The organism is Corynebacterium sp. MSK047, assembly GCF_030232285.1.
Taxonomy (GTDB): Bacteria; Actinomycetota; Actinomycetes; order Mycobacteriales; family Mycobacteriaceae; genus Corynebacterium; species Corynebacterium jeikeium_D.
This window is the reverse complement of record NZ_JASPJI010000021.1, coordinates 1-25,066: the sequence shown is the minus strand read 5'-3', so window position 1 is coordinate 25,066 and position 25,066 is coordinate 1. Positions and strand designations below refer to the sequence as shown.

The window sequence follows — 25,066 nt, the reverse complement described above, 5'->3', positions numbered from 1 at the left end:
CTACTTAAGCAGCGGCTTCAGGTACTGCCCGGTGTGGGAGCCGGAACAGCTCGCGACATCCTCCGGCGTGCCCTCTACAACCACGGTGCCACCGCCGGAGCCGCCTTCCGGCCCCATGTCGATAATCCAGTCCGCAGACTTGATGACATCCAAATTGTGCTCAATGACAATGACGGTGTTGCCCTTGTCTACCAGCCCCTGCAACACCAACATGAGCTTGCGGATGTCCTCAAAGTGCAGACCCGTGGTCGGCTCATCCAAGATGTAAACCGTCCGGCCATTGGAGCGCTTCTGCAGCTCACTGGCCAGCTTCACGCGCTGAGCCTCACCACCCGAGAGCGTGGTTGCCGCCTGCCCGAGACGGACATAGCCCAGGCCGACGTCGACAAGCGTATTGAGATAACGCGCAATCGACTGAATCGGCTCGAAGAACTCCGCTGCCTCGGAGATGGGCATGTCCAGAACCTCAGCGATGGTCTTGCCCTTGTAGCGAACCTCAAGTGTTTCGCGGTTGTAGCGCGCGCCATGACACACCTCGCAGGGCACGTAGACATCCGGCAGGAAGTTCATCTCAATCTTGATGGTGCCGTCGCCCTTACATGCCTCACAGCGACCGCCCTTAACGTTAAAGCTGAAACGCCCCGGCTTGTAGCCACGGACCTTAGCCTCTTGCGTCTCTGCGAAGAGGTTGCGGATCTTGTCGAACACACCGGTGTACGTCGCTGGGTTGGAACGCGGGGTGCGACCAATCGGCGACTGATCAACCTGCACCAGCTTGTCCAGCTGATCCAGCCCCTCCACGCGGCTGTGTCGGCCCGGTACCTGGCGAGCACCGTTGAGCTCGTTGCTCATCACCTTGGCCAGGATTTCGTTAACCAAGGTCGACTTGCCTGAACCGGAAACACCCGTGACACAGGTCAGCACACCGAGAGGGAACTTAACGTCAATCTTCTTCAGGTTGTTCTCGCGAGCGCCCTTGACCGCCACCATGCGCGACTTATCAATCGCACGACGGTTCTCCGGCACCGCCAACACCCGACGACCCGAGAGATACGCACCTGTCAGTGATTCCTCGCAGTCAACGATGCCAGACGGTTCACCCTGGTAAACGATTTGTCCACCGTATTCACCGGCCTTTGGCCCAATGTCGACCAGCCAATCAGCCTCGCGAATCGTGTCCTCATCATGCTCGACCACAATCAAGGTATTGCCCAGGTCGCGCAGGTTTTTCAGAGTCTTGATTAGACGGTTGTTATCACGCTGGTGAAGACCAATCGAGGGCTCATCCAAGACGTAGAGCACGCCTGCGAGCCCCGAGCCGATCTGAGTGGCCAGACGAATTCGCTGCGCTTCACCACCGGACAGCGTGCCTGCCGAACGAGACAGGGACAGATAATCCAGGCCAACGTCAAGCAGGAACTTCAGACGAGCCTGCACCTCACGCAGAACACGCCCGGCAATCATTTCCTCGCGCTTGCCCAGAGTCAGCGAATTCAGGAATGCCGAGCCATCGTGAACCGATAGCTCTGTCAGCTCGGCAATATTCTTCTGCCCGAACTCCGCCGAATCCAACGTCACCGAAAGAATCTCCGGACGCAAACGAGTACCGCTACATGCCGGGCACGGCACCTCACGCATGTACCCCTGGAAACGCTCCTTCTGAGAGTCGCTCTCCGCCTGTGACAGCTTGCGGTGTAGGTACGGCATCACGCCTTCGAAAGGTGCGGTGTACTGGCGAGTGCGGCCATACCGATTGCGGTAACGCACCGTGACCTTGTGGCTGGAACCATGCAGCAGGGCCTTGCGCTGCGGCGCTGTAAGTTCCTCAAAAGGCGTGGTCGGGTCGAAGCTCATCTCGGTGGCGAGCCCCTCGACCAGTTTTTCAAAGTACTTCTTGTTCAGCGTCTGCCGCCACGGCGCAATCGCCTCAATCGTCGGCAGCGACGGATCTGGAATCACCAGGTCCGTGTCCACTTCCAGCTTGGTACCGATACCGTCACACTCCGGGCACGCACCATACGGCGAGTTAAAGGAAAATGACCGTGGCTCCAACTCATCGATAGCAATACGGTGCCCATTCGGGCAGGCCATCTTCTCCGAGAACCGCTGGGTTCGACGCGGGTCGTCCGCCTCTAGCCCAACGGCGTCGATGACCACGACGCCGTCGGCAAGCAGAAGCGCCGTTTCGACGGAATCGGTGAGCCTGCGCTGCTGCGACTCCTTCACCTGGAGACGGTCAATGACCACGTCAATGTCATGCTTGACCTGCTTCTTCAGCTTCGGCGGATCCGTCAGACGGTGCATTTCACCATCGACGATGACACGCGCGTAGCCCTCGGATGCGAGGCGTTCAAACAGGTCGACGAATTCACCCTTGCGCGTGCGCACGACGGGTGCGAGGACCTGGAATTTGGTGCCCTCCGGCATTTCCATGACCTGATCGACGATCTGCTGTGGAGTCTGTGAGGAGATTACTTCCCCACAGGTCGGACAGTGCGGAGTACCGGTGCGCGCGTAGAGAAGACGCAGGTAGTCATACACTTCAGTGATGGTTCCGACGGTCGAGCGCGGGTTGCGGTTCGTCGACTTCTGGTCGATCGACACCGCCGGCGAGAGCCCCTCAATCATCTCTACATCGGGCTTTTCCATCTGCCCCAGGAACATGCGCGCATAGGAGCTCAGCGACTCCACGTAACGGCGCTGGCCCTCGGCGAAAATTGTGTCAAATGCCAGTGACGATTTACCCGACCCCGACAGACCTGTGAAAACCACCATCTTGTCTCTGGGCAAATCGATGTCAACACCCTGCAGGTTATGCTCGCGGGCGCCTCTGACCACTAGACGTTCAGCCACAGTGGGAAACCTCAATTCGTCGACGATTCACTGCCGACTAGTCTACAGTCCATAACCAATTTTTCGCACATGTGTTCAGAGACTCGTGGTTACGTTGCGCTCCTAGCGCGCCGACAGACACCTCATTACCCTGGGGCGCATGAACGACGACATTACAATCAGCCCTTACTCCAACTCGCCGAGAACGCGCGGCGTTGAGCGCATTGACTACGGCAATGTCACTATTTATAAGACCTCCGTCGGATCGATGGACAACAACGTCTACCTTTTGGTCGACTCCCGCGAGCCCGACAATTCCCTACTTATCGACGCCGCCACCGACGCCGACCATCTAATCCGCCTGGTTGAGCACGTCGGCGCGCAGGTCCGCACGATTGTCACCACGCACTCCCACGGCGATCACGTCCAGGCGCTCGGCGAACTTCTACAGGCATTCCCGGCCCGCCACATCACGTCCAGCCTCGACGCTGCCGACATTCCCGAGCCCGCCGACCAGCAGCTCGACGGCAGCGAGACCATCACGTTCGGCCAGGGCATCACGCTGCCCACGTTCATCCTGCGCGGACACACCAAGGGCGGTCTCTGCCTCGACCTGTCCGCCAAGGAAGCCGGCGCGCTTTCCGACGACATCCCGTCACACCACCTCTTCGTCGGTGACAGCATCTTCCCAGGCGGTGTCGGCAAGACGTACTCCCCCGAGGATTTCACGCAGCTTATCGACGATGTCGAGAGCCGTGTCTTCCGCGTCTACCCCGCCGACTCGGTGATTCACCCCGGCCACGGCAAAGACACCACAGTTGGTGTCGAGAGCCCCGAGGTCGAGAACTGGCGCCAGCGTGGTTGGTAGCGCTGGATGAGTGTGGTTGGCAGCGCTGGATGAGTGTGGTTGGCAGCGCTGGATGCAGCCGGAGCTTCTGAAAAACTCGTCATTCCCGCGACATAAATAGGCCGGGCTGCGTAGGATTAATAGTGAATTACAGCGACCAGATGGCCAAAAACACGGTTTCACCTGGACGACAAAGGAGATGGAATTTAGATGATTCGCAAGTTTGCCCGACCAATGCTGGCCTCGGTTTTCGTTGCCGACGGTGTCGACACGCTGATGAACCAAAAGGATCATGAAGAGGGCGCACGCGACCTAATTGCCCGCGTCCGCTCCGTAACCCCGAACCAGTACAACAAGTACGTGCCAAATAGTGAGAAGCTGGTTGTCCAGGTCGTCGCTGGTACCAAGGTTGCTGCGGGTTCCCTCTACGCTCTGGGTAAGGCTCCACGCCTGTCCGCCACCGCTCTGGTCGCTGCACAGGTTCCGACGATGCTGGCTCGCCACGCATTCTGGGAGACCCAGGATTCGAAGGAGAAGGCAGCTCGCCGCACTGGTTTCCTGACCGACATCGGTCTGCTGGGTGGCCTCTTCCTGGCTACCGCTGACACCGACGGCAAGCCGGGTGTCGCTTGGCGCGCTGAGAAGGCAGGCAAGCAGCTGAACAAGAAGGTTCAGGCTGCCCTGCCGACCAAGTCTGAAACCGAGCAGCGCACTGAGGAAATCAGCGCAGCCTTCGCTTCCGCCGGCGAGAACGTCCGCGAAAAGGCTGGCCTGCTCCGTGACCGCGCTTCTGAGGCCACCGATGGCGCTCGTGAATACGTCGAGGACAACAAGGACGACTGGCGCGAGCAGCTCACCGACGCCTTCGACACCGCTAAGAGCTACGTCGAGGACAACAAGGACGACTGGATTGCCAAGGCCACCGAGCTCGCTGAGGACGCGCGCGACTATGCCGAGGACCTGGGCAAGGATCTCAAGAAGGACACTCGCAAGCAGCGCAAGGAACTGCGCAAGCGCGCAGCCAAGGCTTCCAAGGAGGCCAAGAAGTCCGCAAAGAAGGCGCAGAAGCGCCTGCAGTAAGTTTGCTGCCGCAGTTAAAGCGGTATACTTAAACGCTCCCCACGCCACTACGCGTGCGGGAGCGTTTTCATATTTTTATATTCATTCAGCACATCAGTTAGCACTAATTTTGCGATTCGTTGAGGAGACCAGGTTGGCGTCGCGCGCATCCGAGCCCGGGCAGGACCAGACAGGCCGCATTGGCCACACTGGCCAGGCAGGTCTGCCGGACCAGGCAAGTTCAGCACCACAGCGAGAAGAAGAAAGCATCCTTGCTGCCGAACAGGCCTACGTCGACCGTGCGTTCAGCTTCCTCGACCGGGCACGCGAGCGCGACCAAGAGTACCTGCGCCAGGTCATGCTCATCGACGACCCAGACCCGCAAGCCCGCGTTGAACGCGAGGTGGAATACCACCGACTACAGGCTAATCTGGACCGCTACCGCTCAGCCGAGATCGGCCTGGTCTTTGGTCGAATCGATATCGATGACACAGATCCCGACAATCCTTTGGCAGAGGAAGGGCCGGGGGCGACCGTCGATAAGCGATACATCGGGCGAATCGGCCTGTCCGATGAAAACGACGACTACCGCACGGTCATCATGGATTGGCGTGCCGACGGCGCGCGCCCGTTTTACCTGGCCACGACCGCGCATCCCGAGGGAGTCAGCCTGCGCCGACACCTGCGCACGCACGGCCGGAAGGTCCGCAGCATTGACGACGAATGGCTCTCCGGCGAGGAAGCCGACAGCGCACACGAGACCGAAGTTGAAGCGGGCGTCGGTGGCGAATCGGTGCTGCGGGAGGTCATGAATCAAGCGCGCACCGGCCATATGCGCGGCATTGTGGAGACCATTCAGCGCGAGCAGGACCTCATCATCCGCGACTCCACCCGCGGCACTCTGGTCGTCCAGGGCGGCCCCGGCACGGGCAAGACGGCGGTGGCGCTGCATCGCGTCGCATGGCTTCTCTACACCTACCGCGATCAGCTGGCGAAAACCGGTGTCCTCATCATCGGCCCGAACACAACCTTCCTCGACTACATCTCCCGCGTGCTGCCGAGCCTCGGCGAAACGGGCGTGGTGCTGACCACCATCGCCGATCTCTACCCCGGCGTGCGCGGTTCCGACGCGCTTATCGACGGACACAACCCCGAACCCTTGGTTGCGCAGGAAGTTAAGGGCTCGATTGAGATGCTCACGATCCTGCGTGAGGCCGTGCGGGCCTACCAGGAGCTGCCCGCGGAACCTCTTGAGGTCCGGAACGACAACATCACTCTGACCATCACGCCGGAGATGGTGAAAGCCGCGCGGACGCGTGCGCGGAGGACTCGTAAACCCCACAATCTGGCTCGCCCGATTTTCCGCGATCACGTGGTGGAACTGCTGGCCGCACAGATGGCCGAGGTCATCGGTGCCGATCCGCTGGGCGGCGAAAACCTCCTGTCCGTGACCGACATTGCCGATCTACGCGACGAAATCGACGAATCCGGAGCAGTTGCCGACATCCTCGATGAGCTGTGGCCTGCGCTTACGCCCGAGCGGGTGCTGTCGGAACTGCTGAGCTCTCGCGAGGCCATCGACTACGCCGCCACCGATTACGACGAGCTGACGCGCGAGGCTCTCTACCGGCCGGAAGGCACCGACTGGATGCCTTCCGACGCCCCGCTTCTCGACGAGCTGGCGGAACTCCTCGGCCCAGTTGGTGACGCGGAGGCCGATGAAGAGGATTGGCAGGCCCGCGTCGAGGAAGCGCAGGGCGCGTTGGATACCCTGTCCAGTTCTGCGTCCCAGGATCTTGACGACGGCTTCGAGGCCGAGATCTTGTCAGCGTATGACGTCATCGATGCCGAGGCACTGGCCGAACGCCACCGTGAGCGCGACCTGCGATCCACCGCCGAGCGGGCGGCGGCGGATCGCCTGTGGGCCTACGGCCATGTCATCGTCGACGAGGCTCAGGAACTCTCCGCGATGGCCTGGCGAATGCTGCGCCGCCGCAGCCCCAACGGCTGGATGACCCTCGTCGGCGACGTGGCCCAGACGGGCTCCCCCGCAGGTGCCGCGACCTGGGACGATGTGCTGGAACCAATCATCGGCTCGAGGTGGCATCTCCACGAGCTGACCGTCAACTACCGCACCCCAGCTGAGGTGATGGAGGTTGCCGCCAGCGTCCTGGCTGAGATTGATCCGGAGCTGGAGGCGCCGCAGTCGATCCGCGCCACCGGCCGCAAGCCTGTTCAGGCCCACACTGTGACGGAAGCTCTGACGCATGTGGAGCAGGTTGCGCAGCCGGACCGCCTGGTCGCTGTGATTGCTCCCGCAGAGCTCCTCGACGACACTCGCGCGGAGGTGCAGGAGTTTCTTGGTGGCGGAGCTGGTGATGCTGGCGGAGCTGGTGATGCTGGCGACTCTGGCGACGCTCGCGGAGACGGCGGCGCTGGTGGAGATGTCGAAAATGATGCCACTGGTGCTGGCGACGCGACTAGCGCCGATGCCACACCTGCCACTCGCGCCAGCAAGCTCACCAGCTGCGCGGTCTACGACATTACGACCTCAAAAGGTCTGGAATTCGACGAGGTCATCGTCGTCGCACCCGACCAGATTGTGGCGCAATCTCCGCAGGGGCTACAGGACCTGTATGTTGCACTGACTCGTGCGACCCAGGGACTCGTGGTCGTCGATAAGCAGCGTCCTGAGCATCTACCCGAGCTGGATTGGGCCTAGGCCATCAAGTTGCGGTTAACTCCAGTTATGGGGGATGACCACCGGGCGAGGTAGAACTTAATCGCCCTGTATATTTCAGTAATCAGGAGTGGCGTCCGGCACCAGACCATTCGATTACAGCTAATAGAAACACCGTAAGAATCTCCAGGTGTTCTTGTATCGTGGGCGTGCGCCACAAATGCAGAAACATCTGCAACTGGCATATTCACGTCGTTTACCAGCAGCCCACTACCTCCATCGGTGCACCACCCGATGCCGTAGCTAGCCAGCATGGTTGCCACATCGGCTATCGCCATCTAAAAAGAACTGGCAACCAACATCGAAGCACTGAAATCCCAACGCAATGCTATCGCTTACCAGGACGATAATTTAGTGGAAGATTTCCCCGTCTCCACGATCTTGGATTTGCGTCAAGACCGCAGCACGAGAGTCCTGCTATCTATCGGTGAAGGATCTTGCTTTCCCAGTAATCAATTGGCTTCCTATGGAGGAACTGCCCCGTTTGAGCCCTCAGACCTGGATATTTGCTGACCTAGTTGTGCGCTAGTATTGCTCTCGTCGTAGCGGAAAAAGAATGGCATCCAGTGTCAGCAATAATTCGAACACGAATCAGCTCCTGAGCATTCTCGGAAGCTTTTTGAAGTTCGAGCGGGCAATCAATCATCCGCGAACCCTGAACAGAAAGAATCGCTTCCGTGATAACAAGGAATTCACAAAGGAATAAAGCTCGTGCTCACCGCGCCGCTGATTACTAGAGCTTACGGGGGGCACAACTGCAATGCCTGTGAGTGGATTACGTAACACTTCAGAGTTTATCGCTCAAAACTCGTCGCGCCTTAAGAACTGATTCCTCCTAATTTGTTTTGGCTGAAACACTACTAAGTGAAGCGCTTGATAGCATTAACCTTATGACACCTAAACCCCATGCTGCGTTGGCTGCTTCTCTCCTTGCGCTAGCCTTTTTGGCAGGCTGTTCTCCTTTCGATAAATTCGAGTACGACTCAACTGACCCGAATCTTCCAACCCAGCCTGAGGACTGGAATGAGAGCCAGCAATCGTATGCTCCGGAAGTAACTGGACTTTCGTGCAGGACAAATATCATCACCGGTGTTCAACACGATTTCAGCAACAACACCATTGTCTCGACTAAGGAGTTCGATATGGCTCTCATCGGCGCTGAACTCCTGGATTCTGGCCAGGATGGCGATGAGTTCGAATTCCATATGGCCCCCAATGATTCGCATGGTGTGGATTCCTTCGATCCTCATGCTGTGATGACCGTCGAGACTCAAAACGGAGTTGTATTGGACTATGAGCATGAGGATTCGGGCGACGATGAACAGGACGTAAAAGTTACGCTCTCTAAAGGAGGAACGAAGGAAGACGTAACCGACTCGATTCCTTACCGTATTGGTGGCTCTCGCGGGCTATTGTCGTTGCCCCTTCCGAAGGGGATTATCACCGAGAGTGACTCCCTGAAATCAGTCGAGCTGACTATCAACGACCAGCTCCTGGCTCGCTGTGAGCCAGCCGAGGGAAAAACGGTTTACCCGGTCGCGAGAGAGGAGAAGGAAGCAAGTCCAGCTGCTCCCACCTCAACGGGGAATCCGAAGCAGGACAAGTATCTGAAGACCATGACTAATGCTGGTATCGAAGTACGCAGCGGAAGCACAGACACGTACGACGTTGATGTCAAGATGTGCGAGGCAATGCGCAGTGGAGAGAAAACGGCTTGGGATTTAGCCGACCTTGAAAGACTTTCGACTCCAGATGATGAAAACGCTCGACGTGTTCAGCTGATGGTTCCAATTCTTTGCCCGGATCAGCAACACCTCGTCGATGAAGCTTTGTCGGGTGACGCAAAACAAACAGATTTAATTGACGGAAACTACATCGTTAAGCAGCAGCCTGAAAAGGGAATCCGTGTCGTTCAGCCGGGTCTATGGGAAACAAAGGGAGCGACTGTTTCTGATTGCTACTACGAGCGTAACGATGGAGCCGGCAACATCATCGACAACAATTTCGTCAACTTTGGTCAAACGATTACCGTTGAGATACTACCGTCCGACGGGGCTTTCATTAGTAAGTCGTGTGGCGGCTGGCAGCGAGTGAATTAGCCCGGCGCGGGGCATGCTGAGACGCCGTAGTTGGCGCGGCACCGACCAAATATGTGGCGTGTTCCTGCATACAGAAATCCCCTCACGTGCGAGGCGACAGGTCAGCTCCGCGCATGGATAGTAATCGACAGGTTTTCACGACAAACATCGGTGCCGCGTGTTTCCATTTCGCGCTCATCTTCTTGCCCAAGTGAGTCTCAACGTAATCCCCTGGGCTCCCGACCTTCGCCCACTCTGCTTTCCCCCCCCCTATGAAGTATCTGCCCGAGCTGGATTGGGCCTAGCCTCTCAGCTCCTCACCGCCCCGAGACTCCACCCGCGTCCTGGCCGACAATAGGAAAACCGGCACCCCAACCCAGATGTGCCGGTTTAAAGCGAAGGCTAAATTGTTAGCTGACGGTCTTACTAGCTCACCGTTTTATTAGCTCACAGTGTGAACGATCATGACGTCACAGTCCGACTGACGAGCAACATCAGCCGGCACGGAGCCCAGCAGACGACCAGTCAGCGAGTTAATGCCGCGGTTACCGACCACCAGCAGGTCAGCGCGACGGTCAGTGACCAGAGACATCAGAGCCTCAACCGGGGAGCCGGAACGAACCTCGGTCTCAACCTTGGTAGCGCCGACGGCCTCTGCGGCCTCCTTAGCAGCAGCCAGGTTCTTCTGAGCCGGATCATCACCGAGGACCTGAACTGAATCCTGGCGCAGGGTCTTGGACGCATCCTCTGCAGTCTCGTAGTAAGCGCAGCCGATAACCAGGGTGGCATCGAAAGCAGCAGCAATCGAGGCAGCGCGCTCTACTGCGAGCAGCGACGACTTAGAACCATCCGTGCCGACAACAATGGTCTTGTAATCACTCATGAAAACTATCCCTCACTGTGGAAGTTGCATTAAAACAGTTCATCGTGCGTAACGCCGTCGTTGCCCCCGAACCCACTGGCCAGAGCCACTTTCGCGAATACACTGTTTTACTTCCCACAACAGTAGCAAAAAACTACTCGACACCGGCCTCAATCATCCCCTTAAGTTCCTTCTTGAGGTCGAAAATCTCATCGCGCAAGCGCCCCGCGAGCTCGAACTTCAACTCTCGCGCAGCCGCGGCCATCTGCTCCGACAAATCCGCGATAAGCGCCTCGAGCTCCGCCCTCGGCATCTGCTTACCGCTAGCGCCATCGGCCGCGCCCGAGCCGTCGGCACGCGAGAGCAGCGCATCAGCGGCCGCACCGGTCTTGCCTTCGTAATCGGTGTCAGCGTTGTCGTAGACCTGATCCAAGATGTCCGCGATCTTTTTGCGCAGCGGCTGCGGATCGATGCCATGCTCAGTGTTGTAAGCAATCTGCTTTTCGCGGCGGCGCTCCGTCTCGTCGATGGCGAACCGCATGGAATCGGTGATCTTGTCGGCGTACATGTGCACCTCGCCGGAGACGTTTCGCGCGGCACGACCAATCGTCTGAATCAACGAGCGCTCCGAACGCAGGAACCCCTCCTTGTCGGCGTCGAGGATTGCCACCAGCGAAACCTCGGGCAAGTCCAGCCCCTCGCGCAGCAGGTTAATACCGACCAGCACGTCGTACTCGCCGAGACGCAACTGCCGCAGCAACTCAACGCGCTTGAGCGTATCAACATCCGAGTGCATGTACCGCACCTGCACACCATTTTCGAGCAGGTAGTCGGTCAGATCCTCCGCCATCTTCTTCGTCAGGGTGGTGACGAGAACGCGTTCGTCACGCTCGGTGCGCTTTCGGATCTCGCCGATCAAATCATCAATCTGCCCCTCAGTAGGCTTAACGACGATCTTGGGGTCCACCAGCCCAGTCGGACGAATAACCTGCTCCACATACTCGCCACCGGTCTTTTCGAGCTCATAGTCACCCGGCGTTGCGGACATGAACACGACCTGGCCCACTCGGGCATCGAATTCGTCGAACGTCAGCGGGCGGTTATCCAACGCCGATGGCAGGCGGAAACCGAAGTCGACGAGGTTGCGCTTACGGGAGGCATCGCCCTCGAACATGCCGCCAATCTGTGGCACGGTGACGTGCGACTCATCGATGATGGTGAGGAAGTCCTCCGGGAAATAGTCGATGAGCGTCGCGGGGGCCGAGCCCGGCGCGCGACCATCGATGTGGCGCGAGTAGTTCTCAATGCCGGAGCAGAAGCCGACCTGTTCAATCATTTCGAGGTCGTACTCCGTGCGCATGCGCAGACGCTGTGCTTCCAGCAACTTGCCCCGGTTTTCCAGATCCGCCAGGCGTTCGGCGAGTTCGGCCTTGATGTCCGCGACGGCCCGTTCCATCCGCTCCGGGCCTGCGACATAGTGCGTAGCTGGGAAGATGCGCAGCTCAGGGACTTGGTCGATGACGTCGCCCGTGACTGGATTGAGGTAGTACAGCGAATCAATCTCGTCGCCGAAGAACTCCACCCGCACGGCCTTTTCTTCGTAGGCCGGGATGATGTCGACCACGTCACCTTTTACTCGGAAGGTGCCGCGGGTAAAGGCGATGTCATTGCGGGCGTACTGAATGTCCACCAAAAGGCGCAGGAACTGGTCGCGGTCGACTTCCTCGCCCTCCTTCAGCCACACCGAACGGTCGAGGTATGACTGCGGGGTACCCAGGCCATAGATGCAAGAAACAGAGCTGACGACGACTACGTCGCGACGCGACAGCAGCGCTGAAGTAGCCGAGTGGCGCAGGCGCTCCACGTCCTCGTTGATGGAGGAATCCTTTTCAATATATGTATCGGTCTGCGCGATGTAGGCCTCGGGTTGGTAGTAGTCGTAGTACGAAACGAAGTACTCGACCGCGTTGTTTGGCAGCAGGCTGCGGAGCTCATTGGCCAGCTGGGCCGCCAGCGTCTTGTTCGGTGCCATGACGAGGGTTGGCCGCTGCACCTTTTCGATCAGCCACGCTGCGGTGGCTGACTTGCCGGTACCCGTGGCACCCATCAGGACTACCTCGCGCTCGCCTCTATCTAGGCGCTCCGACAGTTCCGCGATTGCCTGCGGCTGGTCGCCCGAGGGCTCGAACTCGCTGATGACCTCGAAGTTTCCCTCAGCGCGCTCGACTTCACCGACGGGCCGGAACTCCGAGTGCGCGAGGACGGGTTGCTCTGCTGCAAATGCCATAGTTCCCAGCGTAGCGAAGGCTGTCTTGAAAGCGGCTGGTTACGTTACTTCCTGGGGCTTTGGGCTGTCCAGGGCTGGGGCCCAGGGGCTTAGGAGCGGCTGTCGAGTTCCGGACCAACATTAAAATCGGCACAGATTTGGACAAGGCTGGCATAAAGTCGCTGCCAGGCCAGCAAAGGCGGGTTCCGCTTCACCAGCTGGCCCTTAGTGCGCATGGACTGACTCCTGGTGAAGCGCAAGCCGTCTTATCGATGGTCCGCGGCTGCGAGGCTGCGAGGCTGCGGGAGGCCTGGGTTATCCACACCCTGAAAGTTGTCCACAGATTGGACGCGGAGCCTCTCTCACAGAAAATCCCCTGGGCCGCAAAAGCTTAGAGTCCCGACCATGGGAAGTTTCACCACGGCCGAGTTACGTGCACTCGGCATCGGAGAGAAAAAGACCAGAGCCCTCCTACAACAAGGCAGACTAACTAGATTAGTACGTGGCCTCTACATTGACGACCACTCTCCCGCCTCAGTCGCCCGAGCAATCACAGGGCATTACAAAAAGATTGCTCTAAGCGGTAAAAGCGCAGCTCAAATCCACTTGAGACTTCCCCTGACATTTCCTATCCAGACGGAAGGCGCGGGATCAGTTCAGGCCGAGACCTTCTCCATTAGGCACAGCCGCCTGCCGGCCTGCACCAGAATCGATGGCATACCAGTTGTCGAAGCACTCTGGGCAGCACGAGCTTCAAAAGACTATGCACGCAGAATCCTGGAAACACACTACGCCGGCCGGGACGGCGAGAAGCGACTCAACCACGACCTCAGCCGGATGCGGAAAGTCCCCGCCTGGCTGCGTGAAACCATCGCCACCACGCCGATCGGCGCATGCAGCGAACTCGAGCGCAAGCTGGCTCGCCCATTGATTAAGCGCGGGTACCGGATCCGAATGAACCACTTCATCGGCCCCTACTGCTTCGATATCCTACTTGACCAGTGGAAAATAGCCATCGAAGTCGACTCCGAGAAGTACCACGCCAACGAGGACTCGTTCATCACAGATCGCTGGAAGACCAACTCCGGCACGCTGCACGGCTGGATAGTCCTGCGGTTCACGGACTCATGCATCAATTGGAATCTCGACAGTGTCCTCGACGAAATCGAGCAGGCAATTCGATGGGTGCAAAAGCGCCGTCCCCGCGTGGACTATAAACCAGGATGGCCTGCCTGTCAGAAAGTTTGGGAATGGAATCCAACGGTTGGCTACGCCAATAAGCAGAGATAAACAGCCGATATCGCGAGATAAACAGCCATCCACTTGCCAAATTGTTATTTATTTTGTAATGAAAACTGACCGAACAGCAACTAGCCTGGCGCCTATGAACACCTCGCGCCGCACACCAGTCCACACGCCCGCTACGACTCGCCCCGGTTCCACCACTCGGAAGGCAACCTCACACCGAGCCCTTGTGGCCGGCATCCTCGCTACCACCGCATTGGCCTTCACCGCCTGCTCAACGCAGGAAACTGATGCAGCGCCCGAATCTGCTCCTCCTGTTGAAACCACTACCGTTACTCAGACCGAGGATGGCGTGTCTGACAAGAGTTCGGGCAACACACCAAACCCAACCGGTTCTGCACCGGACCAGGGAGGCGATACATCGACGGCGGAGACTGGTGGCGCGTCGACGTCGTCAAGCGAAAGAGGCGACAACGGCGACGGGAGCCGGCTTCGTCAGGACATGACCGCTGAAATCTACAACAACCCCTCGCCGGGATCTACCTTCATGGCGGCCGGCGAACAGGCAACCACCTGCATCTACGGCGATGGGTACGGCCTCAACCTCATCGCGGCGGGCCCGAATACCAGCTGCGACTTTGCGAAGGCCGTTTTCAACCAGCAGACCGAGGGGCTTAACGCCTCGGAGGACAATATCCGCGACCACCTGCAGCCAAACATCAAGGCCAAGAGTCCCGCGACCGGGAAGACCTACGACCTCAGCTGCAGCACACAAGACGACGTTGTCGTGTGCACCGGCGGCAACAACGCGAAGATTTACATGTACTAGCGCACCAGGTGGCGGTCGGCAGTCGGTGCAACTGCTGGCCGCCAGCCGCGATTCGCCGATGGGGAATCGCAACAAGCCCGCAAAACTCCCGCCTACAGTGAAACCATGACCGTTTCCCGCTTGCGCCCCTTCGGCGAGACCATCTTCGCCACCATGTCCCGCCTCGCTACCGAGCACGAGGCAATCAATCTTGGACAGGGCTTCCCCGACTGGGATGGGCCGGCGGAGGTGCTCGCGGAGGCGCGACATCAGATAGCTGGAGGAAACAACCAGTACGGCCCCGGCCGCGGCATGAAGGTGCTCCGCGAGGCTATCGTCGCCGATCGCGCCCGCCGCACGGGGCAGGTCTACGACGCCGACGCCGAATGCCTCGTCACGGTCGGCGCCACGGAGTCGATTGCCGCCACCGCCTTGGGGCATCTCGAACCCGGCAGCCACGTCATCGTCATCGAGCCGTACTACGACTCGTACAAAGCCGCCATCGCACTGGCTAACTGCACATATACCGCGGTGCCGCTCATCCCCGCAGCTTCCAGTACGGCGCGCTCCTGGTCGCTCGACCGCAGCGCACTTGCCGATGCCGTCACCGCTAAAACGGCCATGATCATCATCAATTCGCCGCACAACCCCACCGGCACCGTCCTCACGGACGAGGAATTGCAGGCCATCGCCGATGTCGCCATCACAAACGATCTGCTCGTGCTTGCCGACGAAGTCTACGAACGCCTGTACTTCAACGGATTGTCACACTCTTCCATCAGCGCTCTGCCCGGCATGCGCGAGCGAACCATTGTCGTGTCCAGCGCCGCAAAAACCTTCAACGTCACTGGCTGGAAGATTGGCTGGGCGCTCGCCCCGACTGAGCTACTCGATGGCGTCGTCAAGGCCAAGCAGTTCTTGAGCTATGTCGGCGCCACTCCCCTTCAGCCCGCAGTCGCCCGTGGCCTGCAGGAATGTGCCCCATGGGTGGACGAGCTGGCAGGTCAGCTCGAGGGCAACATGCGGCTCCTCGCCGATGGGTTGGAGGGCCTGGGCGCTGACGTCTTCACGCCGCAGGCAGGGTATTTTGTCGTCGCCGATGTCTCGAGCTGGGGGCTTGGCGACGCCCTGGAGACCTGCACCCGGCTGGTCAAGGAATGCCGCGTCGCAGCCATCCCCGTCACCGCTTTTGTGGACGACCCGGAGTCAGAAAAGTACCGCTACCTGGTGCGGTTCGCTTTCTGCAAGCGCGCCGAGGTGATTGAGGAGGCTATCATCCGGCTGCGGGATTATCTTGCTGCCCGGCCTGCAGCTGGCGGATCTGATTCAGCGGCTGAATAATCCGCTCCCAAATCCGGTCGACCTGGCGCACGAGGTCCTCCTCGGTGCCTGAGTTTTCCAGAACCACGTCGGCGAACTGCAGGCGCTTATCATCGCTGATTTGCTTAGCGATGCGCCGCTTCGCATCCTCTCGGCCTACACCGCGACTTTCCACCAGACGGTCGAGACGGACCTCCACCGGGGTATGCACAACTACGACGAGGTCCTGTGCTTCTGACTGCCCCATTTCAATCAACAGCGGAGAGTCAAAAACAATGATGGCGCCACCTGCCGCGTTGAACTGCTCTTCGGTGCGCTGCTCAATACGCGGATGGGTGATGGAGTTCAGCAGCTCCGTCTTCTCCGCGGATACGAAGGCCCGCTTCGCAAGTTCGCCGCGATTGAGGGAGCCGTCGTCAAGCAAAATACCCTCGCCGAAAGCTTCGGCGAGTTCGGTGAGCGCCGGCTCGCCGGGTTCGACGACATCGCGAGCAATCTGATCAGCGTCGATAATGACGGCACCGAGATCGGCAAACCTACGGGCGACCGTAGATTTTCCACTGCCCATGCCACCGGTTAGTCCTACTTTGAGCATGTCTCTAAGGGTACGTGGACACGCCCCCGCACGTTAGTGCTTTACGACGAGATCCTCGATGCGGTGGCCCTCTTCAACGGGATCTGGGTTGACTGGGGCCGGGGCGGTGCCGTTACCGAATGGGCTGCCACCAAGGGCTTCACGGCCGTGCGGCTGGAGCAGGTCAGAGAGCTCCGGCCCCTTCGGGACAATCCCTAAAGGATTGAGGTCGCGATGGACTTCGTAGTAGTGGCGCTTGATATCGACGAAGTCAGTGGTGTCGCCGAAGCCCGGAGTCTGAAAGAGATCACGCAGGTAGTTGTATAGAACCGGCATCTCGGAAATCTTACTCCGGTTGCACTTGAAGTGGCCGTGGTAGACGGCATCGAAGCGGATGAGGGTTGTATAAAGGCGAATATCGGCCTCAGTGATGTGGTCGCCCATGAGGTAACGGCGGGTCTCTAAGCGCTCAGAAACCTGGTCTAGGGCATTGAACAGCCGGTCGTAAGCCTTGTCGTAGGACTCCTGCGAGCCTGCGAAACCACAGCGGTAGACGCCGTTGTTGATCTCGGTGTAGATGAACTGCATAAGCTCATCCATTTCCTCGCGCATCTCCACCGGGTAAAGATCCGGGGCGCCTTCGCGGTGGAACTCGGTCCACTCGGTAATGAAGTCCAAGGTAATCCAGGGGAAGTCATTGGTCACAACCTCGCCCGACTCGATCTCGACGATGGCCGGAACAGTAATGCCGCGCTGATAGTCCGGGACACGCTTGAGGAATGCCTCCTGGAGGCGCTCGTAGCCGAGTACTTCATCGCGGCCACCTGGGCCTTTGTCGAATGCCCAGGAGCGGGCATCGTGAACTGGCCCTGGAATTCCGACTGAAATTGCATCTTCCAGGCCGAGCAGCCTGCGAACGATAAGCGTGCGATGCGCCCACGGGCAGGCGCGAGCTGCAACAAGGCGGTAGCGACCGGCTTCAACGGGCCACGTCTTAATCCCCTCGCCTACTTCGCGACCGTCCTTAACAACCCGGTCATTGATATAGCGGGTGTCGCGGTTAAAGTCCTTGCCCTTCTGGGAGTACACCCCACCGGCGGAGTGTGCGGAATCCTCTACGTGATTAGCGTTATCTACCTGTTTGGCTTCGTCCTTTGTTGTCATGTCACCAATCATATGGGTAGAGAGACGGGCTGTCAACGGCAGTAAGGGCAGCCAGAGCCACCAAAATCGACAAGGCCACCAGGACATTAGGGCCCTTAGGGCCAATAGGACGGCTTGCGCTTCGCCAGCAGCCCGTTACTGTGCAGCAAGCCACTTCTGGTGAAGCGCAAGCCCGCTTTAGGCAACAGCGGCGCCACCTTTATGGCCCAAAGCCCCAACACCAGGACCAAAGATGCAGCAAGCCCCCAAGCCGCCGCTATAAGAACAAGGCCGAGCAGGTGCCCGTCGTAAAGCAAAGAAGGCACGAAAAAGCCCCAGCGAGGAAAACCTCGCCGGGGCGATTTCTCAAAGGGACGTGTAAGCCCTTAGCGGCCTAGCTTAGTTGCCAGCCAGCTTCTCGCGCAGAGCAGCGAGCTGCTCGTCGGAAGCCAGGGTGCCGCCTGCGTTGTCTGCAGCCGGTGCGGCCGGAGCAGCCGGGGCTGCCTCGCCGGACTCGGAGGAGTAGTTCGAAGCGGTCTCTGCAGCCTCGGCAGCTGCAGCGCGGTGACGCTCGATCTGGGCAGCGTGCAGCTGGTGGTGACGCTCTGCCTCTGCGTAGCGAGCCTCCCACTCTGCGCGCTGGGTCTCGAAGCCCTCCATCCACTCGTTGGTCTCCGGGTCGAAGCCCTCCGGGAAGATGTAGTTGCCCTGCTCGTCGTAGGAGTCGCCCATGCCGTACTTGGTCGGGTCGAACTCTTCGGTGAAGTCCTCGTCAGCCTGCTTGAGGGACAGGGAGATACGACGACGCTCGAGGTCGATGTCGATGACCTTGACCATGACCTGCTCGTCGACGGAGACGATCTGGTCTGGAACATCGATGTGGCGGGAAGCCAGCTCGGAGATGTGAACCAGGCCCTCGATGCCCTCCTCGACGCGGACGAACGCGCCGAACGGAACCAGCTTGGTGACCTTGCCCGGAACAATCTGGCCGATTGCGTGAGTGCGGGCGAAGACGCGCCACGGATCTTCCTGAGTAGCCTTCAGGGACAGGGAAACGCGCTCGCGGTTCAGGTCGACCTCGAGAACCTCGACGGTGACCTCATCGCCAACCTGGACAACCTCGGACGGGTGGTCGATGTGCTTCCAGGACAGCTCGGAAACGTGAACCAGGCCGTCAACACCGCCGAGATCGACGAATGCGCCGAAGTTGACGATGGAGGAAACGACACCCTTGCGGACCTGGCCCTTCTGCAGCTGGTGCAGGAACTCAGAGCGGACCTCAGACTGGGTCTGCTCGAGCCATGCACGGCGGGACAGAACGACGTTGTTGCGGTTCTTGTCGAGCTCGATGATCTTGGCCTCGATCTCCTGGCCGATGTACGGCTGGAGATCGCGGACACGACGCATCTCGACGAGGGAAGCCGGCAGGAAGCCGCGCAGGCCGATGTCGAGGATCAGGCCGCCCTTGACGACCTCGATGACGGTACCGGTAACCGGCTCGTCGTTCTCCTTGAGCTGCTCGATGGTGCCCCAAGCACGCTCGTACTGAGCGCGCTTCTTGGACAGGATGAGGCGGCCTTCCTTGTCTTCCTTGGTCAGGACCAGCGCGTCGATCTCATCGCCAACTTCGACCACTTCGTCAGGGTCGACATCGTGCTTGATGGACAGTTCGCGGGAAGGAATGACACCTTCAGTCTTGTAGCCGATGTCGAGAAGAACCTCGTCGCGGTCAACCTTAACGACGGTGCCTTCAACGATGTCACCATCGTTGAAGTACTTCATCGTCGAGTCGACAGCGGCCAGGAAATCCTCAGCGGTGCCAATGTCGTTGATGGCAACCTGAGGGACGTTAGAAGTGGACATATAAGATGTGCTCCGAAGCGGATAGAAATCGAAAAACGGACAATTTCGGCCTTGCCCCTCAAAGAAACCCCTGGACAACCGGGCCAAATCCGCTTTCGGCGAATCTCACCATTGGCAATTAGTTAACCCGATGTCCATGAAGCTCGAGGCTGCAAAGTCGGCACGCTAATGCATACCTAGCGAACAATACCGATTTGAGCTGCGACATTCAAGTCCGCAACACATCCACGGCAAGCCCGCGACAAGTCCACCTACCAGCACTACGGCCCGACCTTCGCACCACTAATGCGCAGCAGTATCCCAGTTCACACCAGCACCGATGGAAACATCCAACGGCACCAGCAATTCAGCCGCCGAGTCCATCTCGCGATGCAACAGCTCCTTGATGGCTCCCTCTTCCCCATCTGCAACTTCCACAACCAGTTCGTCATGAACCTGCAGGAGGACACGCGAGCGCAACCCGCCCCGTCGTAAAGCATCGTCGACCCGGAGCATTGCAATCTTAATAATGTCTGCCGCCGAGCCCTGGATCGGCGAGTTCAAAGCCGCACGTTCCGCGTTATCGCGAGCGATGCGGTTGTCGGCGTTGAGTTCCGGCAGGTAGCGACGACGATCGAACATCGTGGCCGTAAAGCCGTCCTTACGCGCCTGCTCAACAACCTTGTGCAGATAATCGCGCACGCCGCCGAAGCGCTCGAAGTAGTCCTCCATGAGCTTCTTCGCCTCGCGCTGCGGAATGTCGAGCTGCTGCGCCAGACCAAAAGCACTCAGACCATAAGCCAGTCCGTAGCTCATCGCCTTCACACGACGACGCAGCTCGGGCGTGACCTCATCAATGCCGACGCCGAAGACCTTCGAGCCGACGTAATTGTGCAGGTCCTCGCCCTGGCGGTAGGCCTCAATCAACCCCGGATCCTGCGACAGGTGCGCCATCACGCGCATCTCAATCTGCGAGTAGTCCGCGGTGATCAGCTGCTCATAGCCATCGCCGACCACGAACGCCTCACGAATCCGTCGCCCGAACTCCGTGCGCACCGGGATGTTCTGCAGATTCGGCTCCGTCGACGACAGACGCCCCGTCGCCGCGACCGTCTGATTAAAAGTCGTATGAATACGGCCATCATCAGCAACAGCCTTGATCAGCCCCTCCACGGTCGACTTCATCTTCTGCGACTCGCGAAACTTCAGCAGGTAATCCAGGAACGGATGCGGGTTGACCTTCGCCAGCCCCTCAATTTCCTTCGCCGCCGTGGAATAGCCCGTCTTCGTCTTCTTTGTCTTGGGCATTCCCAGCTGGTCAAACAGAACCTCTTGCAACTGCTTCGGCGATCCGAGATTCAGCTCAGGCTTATCGACGAGGTTGCGGGCCTCACTCTCCGCCTCATCGGTAGCCGCCTGCGCCTGCTTGCGGAGCTCCTCGAGCGCATCAACATCGACAGCGATACCGGCACGTTCCATCCGACCCAGCACTGGGGCGAGCGGGACTTCCAGGTCGGCGTACACGCTGTAGAGCCCGGCCTCGTCGAGTTCGACAGCCAATCGCTCAGCCAGGTCGATGACGGCGGCGACATGGGAAGCGTCTTCGGCCGGGCCATCGAGCAGGGTCATCTGGCCATCGGCTTGCGAAAGAGTCTGGCCCAGGTGACGCTGGACGACATTGTCCAAGCTGTAGCTGCGCTGGCTTGGGCGCAGCAGATACGCGGCCAAGAAGGTGTCGTGGATGACCCCTGCCAGCTCGAAGTCGTAGTTCCAGAGTGCATGCATGGCCGATTTGGAGTCATGCACCAGCTTCGGATGGTCGCCAGCGAGCCACTCGCGCAGTGCGTCGGCATCTTCGGCGGAAAGATCACCCAAGTCGAGAGAAACAGCCTGGCCGGAGGTCTTGCCCTTCTCATCTGCGGAGCCAATCATCAGGGTGTGCTCCCCGACCTGCAACGCGGCCGGCTCGTGCAGATTATCGAGCCAGGCAGCCAGGGCGCCGTCGTCAAGCGAAACAGCCTCGAGCTTTGTCGCACTGTCGCTGGTGGAGGCGGTGACGCCCGCGCCTTCGATGGAAAGGGTGCGGAAGACGCGTTCGCGAAGGTTGTCGCCGAATTCAAGGCGGTCGAAGAAGTCGATGATGCCCTGGGCGTCGGCGGGACGGAGCTCGAGCTCGTTCGGACCGTACGGCAAGGGCAGATCCTTGACCATTTCGGTGATGTCGCGGTTCAGCTGGACGTTTGCGACGCGCTCGCGGAAGTTATCGCCGACTTTACCGCGGATTTCGTCAGCGTGGTCGATGAGGTTTGCCAGCGTGCCGAACTGAACGATCCACTTCGTCGCGGTCTTCTCGCCGACCCCCGGAATGCCCGGGAGATTGTCGGAGGGGTCGCCGCGGAGAGCCGCGAAATCCGGGTACTGAGTCGGCGTCAGACCGTACTTCTTCTCGATAGCAGCAGGCGTGAAGCGATGCAGCGTGGTGACGCCGCGCATTGGATAAAGCACCGTCGTGGTGTCGTTGACCAACTGGAACGAGTCACGGTCACCAGTGACGATGAGCGTTTCGAAGCCCTCAGGCTTGGCTTGGGTAGCCAACGTCGCGATAATGTCGTCGGCCTCGTAGTTGTCCTTTTCCAGCGTGACGATGCCCATCTCTTTCAGCACCTGCTGAATAAGCGGCACCTGACCACGGAATTCCTCAGGAGTCTTCTCACGCTGAGCCTTATACTCCGGGAAGATCTCGTTGCGGAAGGTCTCGCGGGCGACATCGAAGGCGACCGCCACGTGCGTGGGCTTTTCCTCGCTGAGGATATTGGACAGCATAGAAAGGAAGCCGTACACCGCGTTCGTTGTCTGACCACCGGTGGTTGAGAAATTATCCACCGGAAGGGCAAAGAACGCGCGGAAGGCCATGGAATGACCGTCGATAAGCATGAGGGTCTTCTTCATGACATCCCAGTGTAGGAAAATATTGAACAGCGTAGGAAAACTGAGATGCGCGCTGAGGAATCGCGAGCTGCGGAGGATGAGCTGTTGGCCGGTCAGCTTCAGTGAACAATAATTACGGTAATCAGGCTGCATTTTGAAACGGATTCAGCAGCCCTTTAGTCCACCTGAACAGTGATTCGCAAGAGTGAGCCTCTCGAGCGTCGCTTGGCACCTGGTTTCAGTTTCCGAAATGCTGTAATCCAACTTTAATATTCGCCTTATTTTCCTGGAGTTTTTCTATATTTTCCAGCGATTGTTCAACAGCATGCACGGAACCTGCCCCAAATGAGGCACCTAGAAATTACCCCCTCTTTGAGGTGGCCGCGAAAACATATCACCACGTCCTGCGCATGCCTCTGAAATCAATTGGCGTAGTTACGCTTTCATGGCTTTAGACTCTTCAGCATGAGTGAGTTCGATTCGACCGATTTCCAACGGAGCGCCCAGTCCACCCGCGAGCGCATCATCGCGGCTGCAGCTCGGCACTTCGCGCGCAAGCCTTTGCGAAGCGTGCCGCTGAAGGAAATTGCCAGCGATGCGGGCGTTAGCGCGCCGCTCATCATCAAGTACTTCGGCTCCAAAGAAGGTCTCATGGCCGAACTGATTGACTTCAGCCAGTTCAAAGGCACACTCAGCCGAGCTCCCTTCAATGAACTTGGCCAGCGGATGGCCAGCGCTATTTTGACTGGTCAAGGAATGGCCGGACAGTCCATGATTCCACTGATTGTCGGATCCCTCGACTCCGAGGAAACCGCAAAAGTCATTGCCGAGCGGTTCAATGAAGCTGTTGCAGATGACCTAATTCGCCGCGTCGAAGCGGACGGACCGGAAGACGTTAGCCACGACACTGCTGTGCACCGCAGCCAGATGGCTATTTCCCTCTGCGTCGGATACCTAGTTCTTTCTGATACTGGTCTGATCGATGAGGCCAACGCGCCGAGGATTTCGGTTGAGGCCCTGGGCAGCTGCCTGCAGCAAATCATCGAACACGGCTAAGAACCGAGCACGGCTAAGAAAGCAGCTCCACTGCCCACCGCCTACTGCCCCCCCCCCCACTGCCACCGACTACTCCTGCGTAACTCACTGAATCAGCAGCGCCGCCCCAGGCGCTGCTTTTTTATTTTGTGTCCTTAATCGCACCCCGGAGCTACTAATACACACACGGAAATACGCTTCTTCTCAGGTAGAAGACATACAATGGCCTGCGATGTCTACTGAAAATACGAGCGCTCCTGGCGCAGAGTCGACCACGCTGCCGACCACGAGCCCCTACTCTGAAATCCCGAAGCCGACCCCGTTGGGCGTCATCGCCAACGCAGTTCGCGGTGGACTCATTGGTCTCGCCGAGACGATTCCGGGGGTCTCCGGCGGCACTCTTGCGCTGATCACGGGCATCTACGGACGCCTGATTGAATCGGCCAAGCGCATCACCGATCTGCCGCGGGCGATCTCGAAGGGCACCTTCAAGGAGGACCTACGCAGGATTGACTGGTGGCTGCTCATTTCGGCGGCTATCGGCATGGTGGCCGTGGTCTTCTCCATGGCAGGCGTCATGGAGAGCTTCGTCACCAACCAGCCAGTCGCTTCCCGAGCACTGTTTATGGGCATGATCGCCGCCTCGATTACCATGCCGCTGAACGAGCTACCGCCAGGCGCTCTGCGTCAGCCGGGCATGCGCGGCAAGGCCATCGCCGTCTTCCTGTTCTTCAGCATCGCCCTGTTCGCGCTGACTTCCCTGCCACAGGCCGCGCCGACGCAGCCGCCTCTGTGGCTCGTACTCATCGCCGCTTCGATTGCGGTGTGCGCGCTGGTTCTGCCGGGCGTTTCCGGTTCCTTCTTTCTGCTGGTCATTGGCCTCTACGCACCGACCATGGGCGCAATTCACGACCGCGACTTCGCCTACATCGGCACCTTCTTCGTCGGCGCGTTGATCGGCATCGTCCTGTTCATCCGCCTCCTCGAATGGCTGCTGAGTACGCACCAGGCGCTCACGCTGGTCGCCATGTCCGGCCTGATGCTCGGTTCGCTGCGCGCTCTCTGGCCGTGGCAGACCGAAAACAACGAGCTCCAGGGCATTGGCTCCGACTGGGGACTCGCCCTCGGACTGTTCATTCTCGGCGCCGCAATTGTCGGCATCGTCGCTTATGCGCAGCGCCGTTTTTCTAATTCGGGGTCGATGGACTAAACTAGTCAAAGTCGCTTCGATAGAGCGTTTTCGCTTATCGACGGCTTTGCGCCCCTGTAGCCCAATTGGCAGAGGCAACGGATTCAAAACCCGTCCAGTGTGAGTTCGAGTCTCACCGGGGGCACGATTTGAAAACCCGCTTTCACCTGGCTTTTAGCCTGGTGGGGGCGGGTTTTTGGTTGTCTGAGTATTCACTATCTTGGGTTAAGGGTCAAAATGTGTGTCTGGCTCGGCGTGTCGCGGGGGTTAGATTTGGCCTTTTTGAATGCCGATTGAG

Annotated in this window: 16 protein-coding genes and 1 tRNA gene; 10 read left to right on the top strand and 7 right to left on the bottom strand. The window is 59.1% G+C overall.

Annotated features, from left to right (window positions below):
- Positions 1 to 2,853 (bottom strand): excinuclease ABC subunit UvrA, encoded by a 2,853-nt coding sequence (uvrA, locus tag QP981_RS09115; RefSeq protein ID WP_284857889.1) that lies wholly within the window; start codon positions 2,851 to 2,853, stop codon positions 1 to 3.
- 139 nt (positions 2,854 to 2,992) lie between these two features.
- Here uvrA and QP981_RS09110 point away from each other — a divergent pair, with 139 nt between their 5' ends.
- From QP981_RS09110 to QP981_RS09095, 4 genes are all read left to right on the top strand, one after another.
- Positions 2,993 to 3,700: an MBL fold metallo-hydrolase gene (locus tag QP981_RS09110; protein WP_284857888.1), complete on the top strand. Its 708-nt coding sequence runs from the start codon at positions 2,993 to 2,995 to the stop codon at positions 3,698 to 3,700.
- 189 nt (positions 3,701 to 3,889) lie between these two features.
- A complete protein-coding gene (locus tag QP981_RS09105; protein ID WP_284857887.1) occupies positions 3,890 to 4,759 on the top strand; it encodes a DoxX family protein in 870 nt (289 codons plus the stop codon).
- Positions 4,760 to 4,892: 133 nt separating this feature from the next.
- Complete coding sequence (locus tag QP981_RS09100) at positions 4,893 to 7,460, top strand: HelD family protein (RefSeq protein ID WP_284857886.1); 2,568 nt, start codon at positions 4,893 to 4,895, stop codon at positions 7,458 to 7,460.
- 908 nt (positions 7,461 to 8,368) lie between these two features.
- Positions 8,369 to 9,577: an Rv1352/Rv1906c domain-containing protein gene (locus tag QP981_RS09095; RefSeq protein WP_187401592.1), complete on the top strand. Its 1,209-nt coding sequence runs from the start codon at positions 8,369 to 8,371 to the stop codon at positions 9,575 to 9,577.
- Positions 9,578 to 9,998: 421 nt separating this feature from the next.
- Here the strand turns inward: QP981_RS09095 and QP981_RS09090 are convergent, their stop codons facing one another.
- Both QP981_RS09090 and uvrB read right to left on the bottom strand, forming a co-directional pair.
- On the bottom strand, positions 9,999 to 10,439 hold the full coding sequence (locus QP981_RS09090) for a universal stress protein (protein ID WP_005511992.1): 441 nt from the start codon (positions 10,437 to 10,439) through the stop codon (positions 9,999 to 10,001).
- A gap of 133 nt (positions 10,440 to 10,572) precedes the next feature.
- Positions 10,573 to 12,705 (bottom strand): excinuclease ABC subunit UvrB, encoded by a 2,133-nt coding sequence (gene uvrB / locus QP981_RS09085; RefSeq protein ID WP_016422912.1) that lies wholly within the window; start codon positions 12,703 to 12,705, stop codon positions 10,573 to 10,575.
- A gap of 384 nt (positions 12,706 to 13,089) precedes the next feature.
- On the opposite strand from uvrB, the gene QP981_RS09080 reads away from it, so the two are divergent.
- From QP981_RS09080 to QP981_RS09070, 3 genes are all read left to right on the top strand, one after another.
- Positions 13,090 to 13,974, top strand: coding sequence for a type IV toxin-antitoxin system AbiEi family antitoxin domain-containing protein (locus QP981_RS09080; RefSeq protein ID WP_284857885.1), 885 nt, complete (start codon positions 13,090 to 13,092; stop codon positions 13,972 to 13,974).
- Between the two features lie 94 nt (positions 13,975 to 14,068).
- Positions 14,069 to 14,758 carry a hypothetical protein gene (locus tag QP981_RS09075; protein WP_284857884.1) on the top strand — a complete coding sequence of 230 codons (690 nt, stop codon included), beginning with the start codon at positions 14,069 to 14,071 and terminating at the stop codon, positions 14,756 to 14,758.
- A gap of 105 nt (positions 14,759 to 14,863) precedes the next feature.
- The gene (locus QP981_RS09070) at positions 14,864 to 16,078 is read left to right on the top strand and encodes an aminotransferase class I/II-fold pyridoxal phosphate-dependent enzyme (protein WP_284857883.1); all 1,215 of its coding nucleotides are present in this window, start codon (positions 14,864 to 14,866) and stop codon (positions 16,076 to 16,078) included.
- Here QP981_RS09070 and coaE read toward each other — a convergent pair.
- From coaE to polA, 4 genes are all read right to left on the bottom strand, one after another.
- Positions 16,011 to 16,652: a dephospho-CoA kinase gene (coaE, locus tag QP981_RS09065; RefSeq protein WP_284857882.1), complete on the bottom strand. Its 642-nt coding sequence runs from the start codon at positions 16,650 to 16,652 to the stop codon at positions 16,011 to 16,013. The genes QP981_RS09070 and coaE overlap by 68 nt on opposite strands.
- A gap of 33 nt (positions 16,653 to 16,685) precedes the next feature.
- Entirely contained in the window at positions 16,686 to 17,795 is a 1,110-nt protein-coding gene (locus QP981_RS09060) for a glutathione S-transferase family protein (protein WP_502869567.1), read from the bottom strand.
- Positions 17,796 to 18,173: 378 nt separating this feature from the next.
- On the bottom strand, positions 18,174 to 19,637 hold the full coding sequence (gene rpsA / locus QP981_RS09055) for a 30S ribosomal protein S1 (protein WP_005510285.1): 1,464 nt from the start codon (positions 19,635 to 19,637) through the stop codon (positions 18,174 to 18,176).
- Between the two features lie 282 nt (positions 19,638 to 19,919).
- The gene (gene polA, locus QP981_RS09050; RefSeq protein WP_284857900.1) at positions 19,920 to 22,550 is read right to left on the bottom strand and encodes a DNA polymerase I; all 2,631 of its coding nucleotides are present in this window, start codon (positions 22,548 to 22,550) and stop codon (positions 19,920 to 19,922) included.
- Between the two features lie 459 nt (positions 22,551 to 23,009).
- On the opposite strand from polA, the gene QP981_RS09045 reads away from it, so the two are divergent.
- The 3 genes from QP981_RS09045 to QP981_RS09035 all read left to right on the top strand — a co-directional run bounded on the left by QP981_RS09045 (position 23,010) and on the right by QP981_RS09035 (position 24,913).
- On the top strand, positions 23,010 to 23,600 hold the full coding sequence (locus QP981_RS09045; RefSeq protein ID WP_284857881.1) for a TetR/AcrR family transcriptional regulator: 591 nt from the start codon (positions 23,010 to 23,012) through the stop codon (positions 23,598 to 23,600).
- Between the two features lie 211 nt (positions 23,601 to 23,811).
- Entirely contained in the window at positions 23,812 to 24,789 is a 978-nt protein-coding gene (locus QP981_RS09040) for a DUF368 domain-containing protein (protein ID WP_284857880.1), read from the top strand.
- Positions 24,790 to 24,839: 50 nt separating this feature from the next.
- A tRNA-Leu gene (locus QP981_RS09035) sits at positions 24,840 to 24,913 on the top strand.
- Positions 24,914 to 25,066 lie beyond the last annotated feature (153 nt).

Coding starts and splice junctions, on each gene's coding strand:
- QP981_RS09110 (WP_284857888.1), top strand. CDS start 2,993: ATGAACGACGACATTACAATCAGCCCTTACTCCAACTCGCCGAGAACG.
- QP981_RS09105 (WP_284857887.1), top strand. CDS start 3,890: ATGATTCGCAAGTTTGCCCGACCAATGCTGGCCTCGGTTTTCGTTGCC.
- QP981_RS09095 (WP_187401592.1), top strand. CDS start 8,369: ATGACACCTAAACCCCATGCTGCGTTGGCTGCTTCTCTCCTTGCGCTA.
- QP981_RS09090 (WP_005511992.1), bottom strand. CDS start 10,439: ATGAGTGATTACAAGACCATTGTTGTCGGCACGGATGGTTCTAAGTCG.
- uvrB (WP_016422912.1), bottom strand. CDS start 12,705: ATGGCATTTGCAGCAGAGCAACCCGTCCTCGCGCACTCGGAGTTCCGG.
- QP981_RS09080 (WP_284857885.1), top strand. CDS start 13,090: ATGGGAAGTTTCACCACGGCCGAGTTACGTGCACTCGGCATCGGAGAG.
- QP981_RS09075 (WP_284857884.1), top strand. CDS start 14,069: ATGAACACCTCGCGCCGCACACCAGTCCACACGCCCGCTACGACTCGC.
- QP981_RS09070 (WP_284857883.1), top strand. CDS start 14,864: ATGACCGTTTCCCGCTTGCGCCCCTTCGGCGAGACCATCTTCGCCACC.
- coaE (WP_284857882.1), bottom strand. CDS start 16,652: ATGCTCAAAGTAGGACTAACCGGTGGCATGGGCAGTGGAAAATCTACG.
- QP981_RS09060 (WP_502869567.1), bottom strand. CDS start 17,795: ATGACAACAAAGGACGAAGCCAAACAGGTAGATAACGCTAATCACGTA.
- rpsA (WP_005510285.1), bottom strand. CDS start 19,637: ATGTCCACTTCTAACGTCCCTCAGGTTGCCATCAACGACATTGGCACC.
- polA (WP_284857900.1), bottom strand. CDS start 22,550: ATGCTTATCGACGGTCATTCCATGGCCTTCCGCGCGTTCTTTGCCCTT.
- QP981_RS09045 (WP_284857881.1), top strand. CDS start 23,010: ATGAGTGAGTTCGATTCGACCGATTTCCAACGGAGCGCCCAGTCCACC.
- QP981_RS09040 (WP_284857880.1), top strand. CDS start 23,812: ATGTCTACTGAAAATACGAGCGCTCCTGGCGCAGAGTCGACCACGCTG.